Source organism: Pallidibacillus thermolactis (assembly GCF_025660415.1).
Classification (GTDB): domain Bacteria; phylum Bacillota; class Bacilli; order Bacillales; family Caldibacillaceae; genus Pallidibacillus; species Pallidibacillus thermolactis.
In genome coordinates this window covers 1-6,128 of the sequence record NZ_JAOUSE010000087.1, presented here as the reverse complement: position 1 = coordinate 6,128, position 6,128 = coordinate 1, and the positions used below count along the sequence as shown (strand labels likewise).

Genomic DNA, 6,128 nt, shown 5'->3' with positions numbered 1-6,128 from the left:
AACTGGACATGGAAAAGACCATGTCCAGCCTAAATAAGATAAGAATCTTAGAAAATGATGAGCAAAAAAAGACAAATCCCAACTCAAATGAAGCATTTGAGTTGGGGTTTGTCGACAGTCTGCCACTTAGCTAATCACTAAGTGGTTTACTGTTTTTTAATTTAATCGTTATTGCATAAAAGAAAGACTTCCAAGACCAATTATCAACTTGTCCATCACTTGATTTCGGATAGTAAAAATTGCTTTTTCACTATAACCCATTTCTAATGCCGTTTTATTTACTGTCCATTTGTTGAAATAGCGATATTGAACAAACTCACGCTCTATATCTGAAAGTTCAGTTAATGCCTTATCTATTATCTCAATTAGCATTTTCATAAATTCTATTTCGGATTTAATGAATTTCTCGGATGAATGTTTATTAGAGTGAGGTGGAGAATAGTAACGAGGATTATCAGATGAGGCAATAGATAACTGCCTTTCAAGATTAGATAAGGAAATTTTGTAGTTATTATAGTTTCTTAAATGCTTTTCAACATTCTTTATACATTTTTTACGTTCCTCTTTTGTCATGTGTAGTAATCGCATATATACCACTCCCTTTTATTGCAATTAACTACGAACGTATGTTCGTTGTGTTTTAATTATACCATTTTTATTTACTATTGGAAATAGTACTAAATTGCTATTTATCTTCTTTAACATGCTTGATTGTTTCATGAACACATTTTGTTCCACTATAAAGTCCACTAGCTGACAATCCAAGCATTAATCCTATTAAAATTGAACTTTTTAACGTACCTTCTTCAATAAATAAAATTCCAAATATCAATCCTATAATTATTGAAATTAATGAACAATAACGATTAGGAACTCCTATTTGTTTAAAAACTTCAACTAGACCTGAAATTAAAGGAACTAATGCTATGTCATAGATATTTAAATCCATTAGCATCCCTCCTCATTTTTTAAAGTTGTAATAATTATAATTTATTTTTTAATATAGTGAGTATTAAGAAAGTGTAAGAAAAGTATTATAAAAAAAGAATTGATTATAGAGAAAAAATTAAGAATTAAAAAAACAAATGTCTCCTCTTGAATCAATAGGAGAGATTAAAGAAGTAATGACCCAAGTTTTTAAGTCATTATTTTTCATGACTAAGTTCTGATAATGTTATTAATATAATGACAATGTTTAGAAAAAAAGTACCTACTTTTCCTAAATGATTTTTAGAGTTAAAATTATTATATAATTCTTAATTTAGTTCCGAGTATTATTACCTAAAAAAACATTAGATTTCAATAGGAGGATTCTATGAAAGCTAAATTTAAAATTGAATCTCAAGATATATGGGCAGCTCAAAAAAACAAATGGCAAATATCAAATGACGATAAAAAAGAGAAAAAGAAAGAGATAATAAGATATGTAATTTACATTATTATTTTTATTTCTCTAATCATATGGTTCGAAAAAAGCCAAAAAGTAGATTACTCCCTTGCTAAATGGGGTATTGCTTTTGTTGAATTAATTATCGTGTTATTTGCTTTTGTTCCGTTAGTGGTACAACTCTTGTATGTTTTAATATGCTGGATTCAACGAAAACATTTATTAAAAAAATCTTTTTTTGGTAATGAAAGTACCATAATTGTTGATGAAAATGGAATTACTACTTCACCTGAAAATAAAAAATCAAAATCATTACGTTGGCAAGATATAGTTCAAGTTGGAGAGGATGATTTTCGTTATTTCCTCTACTTAACAGACAAAACTTTTATCATTGTAAAAAAAGAACCTCATAATCTAACGAAAGAAGAACAGGTGAAGTTCAATGAGAAAATAAAAAAGAATCTAAACAACTTCATTCGTTCCAAACCATTTATCAACAAACCTTTGTTTTCTATACGAATCGTTTTAGTGGTGGTCCTTTTAATTATGTTATTAACTTCTTTAACTCCATCACAAAAAGAAACAACAGGACCCGTATATGAACTAGAGCAAGATGTTTATGGACTATTTGAATATGTTGGTGAGGATATTTCTGAGTCTATCATTAAAGATAATCTAACAGTTGAAGAAATTGACAATGTTAGACGGAATATGCATAAGATCTTTGAGGAATTAGATTCGGCAACTCATGTTCGAATACCACTTTCAAATCTAGTAAATGAAGCGGAAAAACAATATCTAGAAAAAATACACGTTCCAACAAAAGAAACAAACCGAATATTTTCCGGTGAAAGTGAGCATTTCTTTATTGATAACTTTGAGGTAGAAGTCATCTTTGATAAGATCAAATATCATGAGAGTGAGTTGTTTATCAAGGATAATTCAGGGATTTCTGTAGACGCTTTGGATGAATTTACTGTAGAAATTAGCACCATATTTCATGAGAGGCACGAAAAAAGAATACATACGTTTGTTTATAGTGAGGACATAGCTGATTATATAGATATAGAGCAGATAATTGTTGGGGGTACAGAATATCTCCTGTTTATAAATGAGGAAACGGGCTTTACTATCATTGAACCGACAGCTTTTGAAGATATTAATAAAATTGAATTAATAATTCAGTGGAAAGAAAAGAGTAAGGAACAATTATATGAGGAAAGACTTTTATTAATAGAAAAATGATGACAACTCCTGTTAAAACAACAGGAGTTGTTAATCAATTAAACTGGTCTAAATGCAGGAAAATCTTTCAGGCCAAGTAATTTTGAAATTATTTCCAAAAACGCAATAATCATAACTACTACTTCTGTTAAATCTGAAATTGGATCAATAATCTTATTGCCGTCACCTTTGTTATTTTCTATGGTTAAATTTAAAGAAATCGCTAGTTCAACATCTTCAATGCCTTCAAAATGAACAGGAATACTCTCTTCCATTATTTTAAGGGATATTTCAATTATTTCATTGGTTGCGTTAGCTTTAAATCCAATAGAACCAAAGTTTATAGTTTGTGTAATTCCTTCTAATGAGTCTTTAACAATCTCTTTAACATCTAGACTTAAACCTGTTCCTGCTATCAAATCATCTAATTCAACATCTATAATACTACCATCTACAACTCTGAAATAACTTAAACCATCTTCTCGATCTGAAGGATCAAAACTTGTTTCCGTTTCAATAGTCGCTTCAACACCAGCCACTGGTCCTAGTTTCCAAGTTTGATTAAAAGTAAACTCCGGAGTAAATAACTCTTTAAATTCCTTTAAAAAAGGAATCTTTGAAATAAATTCTACAAATTTATGCCTTCTTGCAATTTCTTCAGGACTTTTCACCAAACTTAAATCAATTCTAGATACCCCTTCATCTAAGCCTGAATATCCACATTTGTCAATATCTAATTTACCATCGCCTGTTCCAATCGGTTGTTCAAAGAATTGGTCAAAAGACCAGTTTCTAGGCATTGGGAATCCTAAGTTTCCACTATATCCTGTTGACATATCCGCAACAAAGCTAAATGCATCAATTAACGCTTCTTCTGAAACCCTCGTACAAATGTTTCTAGCTCCATAGACACCAATACGGTAATTAGGTAAATCTTTGTAATCTGAATCTGTTTGATATTTTAAAAATACATCTTTAATTTCTCTAAAATATGGCAAAATTAGTTGTGTCACTTCATGATCCATTGCATCAAAATCTACAGCAAAATAAATTGTTTCACCAGAAGGTATTCCTAAGTTCCATGCAGCATTAAGTGCTTTATGAGCATCTTCTCTACCTCTTCCTTCTTTCTGGAAATACTCTTTCGTATAACCCCCATCTTGATAAATTAAAAACACTCGAAGACCTGAATGGAAAATTGTTGTTAATTCTGCTTGAGATAATGCTTTCGGAACACGCTTTCCTCCTCTTAGAACATATCCTGTTAAGTATCTACCTACCACTTCATACCCATGCTGTCTCAGTGTCTCAGCTTTAGGTATATCAATAATATAAGATGTATCACAAGCAACAGCCGTTCTAGATGTTAAGCCATTTGATGTTAATAATTGCTTTATTGTCATAACCTCTGCAATTCCTGTAACAGGCAAAGCCATGAATCTCTGAAATTCAATTACTCTGTTTCTAGTAGGCTCATCAAATACACCATTCATGCTAAGGATTCTAAATTCTTCACCATTACATGATAAAGCCCATTGTAATATTTTCACAAATGGACCTGAGTCGCCTAATCGTAATACTGGACAATTTGAAATTGTACTTGGTCCGAAGTTACCGTTCGCAACATCTTCAAGGCCTTCTTCGATCTGCAATGCATAAATTAATGCCTTGTTTGTATATCTATCGTAAATTCCATTTGTCGGAATATAATCAAAAAACCATTTTTTTCCTTTATAATTAGCATATTCTCGGTTTAATGCTTGTTGAATCTCACGAATATATCCCTTCGCTCTATAATTAGAAGACAATTTATATCCATCTGTATTTAATAGAGCTTTAAAGATTTTTGCTGTTACTCCACCATCCGCTTCAATACCTATATCACGCTGAAATGCCTTTACTGCATTTTCAGTTCCCGAATAAAAACTTCCCGTAAAACCTCCCGGATTATATCCTTTACAGTAAAATCCGCCTTGAAGTATTTTAATAATATTATTTGGAGGATCTCCTTCCTTTTGCTTTCTTAATACACCTATTTGATTATTAAACTCTCGTTCTGTTGTTGGACCAAAGTTATCCGCAGTATTTGCAATTCCTAATTCAATTTGTAAAGCTCGAATTAAAGCCCATACGGTTCTAAATCCTGTCCTCCCATCTTCTTCAACTGAATTGTACCTTCCAACATATTTGCTGTAGGTTTCATTTAACCATCTTTGTACATCTCTAACTCTTTCATCAGCCATTTTATCTTCCCCTTTCTTAAACTTATTTAACTTACGATTTAAGTGTAACTATTTATTAAAATTGAAAAGTATGAAAAATCTGTATAAAAAATCCTATAAAAATCCTCAAAAAATCAATAAAAAAAAGAAAGCCCTTTCTAGAACTTCCTTTTTGGTTGTAAACCTCACTCATTAAAGTCATTGCATTAATCCCTCCCCCACAATCTCCACCACTATCCACTCCACCAAAATCACAGGAATCTGAATCTCCTCCCCATCCGAAATCATTAGAGTAATGATCATCATTCACATAAGCCTTATTGAGATAAGGATGTGAATTACCACTATTTGTTCCTTTACTGTTCAATCCATATACTTTTGTTAAAAAGATAATATGAAATATAGCACCAATTATTACAGTGACAACAGCCTTGGAGAACTCTCCATGAATAAAGAAATAGCAAATACCGACAATCCAAGCGATTCTGTAAATTAACATCAATGTCTTTTTCGTCATTTGACTCATGCACCTCCATTTAACGATTTATTAATAGGCTTATTTATAATAAGCAAGAATAATAGCTTTATAAGGAAATAAAAAAGAAAGCCTTGGTTAGACTTTCTTAGTTCACAAAAATATAAAATCATTGTTGTGTTAACTTGTTTTTTACAAGAACATCTCTCGTATATGTTCCCAATCTCTTACTCGAACAAATCGAGTTTCTTTCCTATTATATGGTCGGTCAAACAACAATTTCTGGTCACCCTGAAATCCCTCAAGATTATGCGGAGCATCATCAATAAGCACATCTGTTTTAACTACATCTTTCTTTCCACACATAACTACTTGGTCTTTCGGGATAAACGGAAAATGTTCATCAAGCCACTCCCATTTCGCCACCATAATTTCAGGTTTAGTAGTTGCGGAGGTAACGATATAGACTTGATGTTTTTCACATAATTCTCTAACAACTTCTTGACTGTTCTCCACAATTGGCAAGTTTCGAAACAAATCATAGGTTAAATACTCATAAATCTTTGTTCCACATTTAAAGAAATTCGCCATATGCCAATCCGTAATGTCTTCTGGTTTCACATTCTCATTTTCATTTTTATTAATAATCTTTAACCAAGGATTATTTAGTTCTGCTATTACTTGATCCATATCAACGTGTGAGCGTCAAGTAAAATGTTACAGTTTTTGATAAATTATTTTTTACACTTTTGATGATTCAAAAATAGAGGTTCTATGTTTCATTCGATAACTATCACCATTTAAGTGAATTATCTCAGCT

The 6,128-nt window shown here is 31.3% G+C and carries 6 protein-coding genes; 1 reads left to right on the top strand and 5 read right to left on the bottom strand.

Going from position 1 to position 6,128, the window contains the following annotated elements:
* Positions 1 to 168: 168 nt before the first annotated feature.
* Together OEV82_RS15785 and OEV82_RS15780 are read right to left on the bottom strand one after the other, a co-directional pair.
* Entirely contained in the window at positions 169 to 588 is a 420-nt protein-coding gene (locus OEV82_RS15785; RefSeq protein WP_263062408.1) for a sigma-70 family RNA polymerase sigma factor, read from the bottom strand.
* A gap of 97 nt (positions 589 to 685) precedes the next feature.
* Entirely contained in the window at positions 686 to 949 is a 264-nt protein-coding gene (locus tag OEV82_RS15780; RefSeq protein WP_263062407.1) for a hypothetical protein, read from the bottom strand.
* 366 nt (positions 950 to 1,315) lie between these two features.
* Between OEV82_RS15780 and OEV82_RS15775 the strand changes: the two genes are divergently transcribed.
* Positions 1,316 to 2,632: a YcxB family protein gene (locus OEV82_RS15775; protein WP_173660995.1), complete on the top strand. Its 1,317-nt coding sequence runs from the start codon at positions 1,316 to 1,318 to the stop codon at positions 2,630 to 2,632.
* A gap of 38 nt (positions 2,633 to 2,670) precedes the next feature.
* On the opposite strand, the gene OEV82_RS15770 is transcribed toward OEV82_RS15775, so the two are convergent.
* From OEV82_RS15770 to OEV82_RS15760, 3 genes are all read right to left on the bottom strand, one after another.
* Positions 2,671 to 4,854, bottom strand: a complete 2,184-nt coding sequence (locus OEV82_RS15770; protein ID WP_173660993.1) for a glycoside hydrolase domain-containing protein — start codon at positions 4,852 to 4,854, stop codon at positions 2,671 to 2,673.
* A gap of 55 nt (positions 4,855 to 4,909) precedes the next feature.
* Entirely contained in the window at positions 4,910 to 5,350 is a 441-nt protein-coding gene (locus OEV82_RS15765) for a hypothetical protein (RefSeq protein WP_173660991.1), read from the bottom strand.
* 150 nt (positions 5,351 to 5,500) lie between these two features.
* Positions 5,501 to 5,998 (bottom strand): 5' nucleotidase, NT5C type, encoded by a 498-nt coding sequence (locus tag OEV82_RS15760; RefSeq protein WP_263062406.1) that lies wholly within the window; start codon positions 5,996 to 5,998, stop codon positions 5,501 to 5,503.
* Between the last annotated feature and the right edge of the window lie 130 nt (positions 5,999 to 6,128).

What these genes read in the sequence shown, in the direction of transcription:
- OEV82_RS15785 (WP_263062408.1), bottom strand. Translation starts at nt 588, where the DNA reads ATGCGATTACTACACATGACAAAAGAGGAACGTAAAAAATGTATAAAG.
- OEV82_RS15780 (WP_263062407.1), bottom strand. Translation starts at nt 949, where the DNA reads ATGGATTTAAATATCTATGACATAGCATTAGTTCCTTTAATTTCAGGT.
- OEV82_RS15775 (WP_173660995.1), top strand. Translation starts at nt 1,316, where the DNA reads ATGAAAGCTAAATTTAAAATTGAATCTCAAGATATATGGGCAGCTCAA.
- OEV82_RS15770 (WP_173660993.1), bottom strand. Translation starts at nt 4,854, where the DNA reads ATGGCTGATGAAAGAGTTAGAGATGTACAAAGATGGTTAAATGAAACC.
- OEV82_RS15765 (WP_173660991.1), bottom strand. Translation starts at nt 5,350, where the DNA reads ATGACGAAAAAGACATTGATGTTAATTTACAGAATCGCTTGGATTGTC.
- OEV82_RS15760 (WP_263062406.1), bottom strand. Translation starts at nt 5,998, where the DNA reads ATGGATCAAGTAATAGCAGAACTAAATAATCCTTGGTTAAAGATTATT.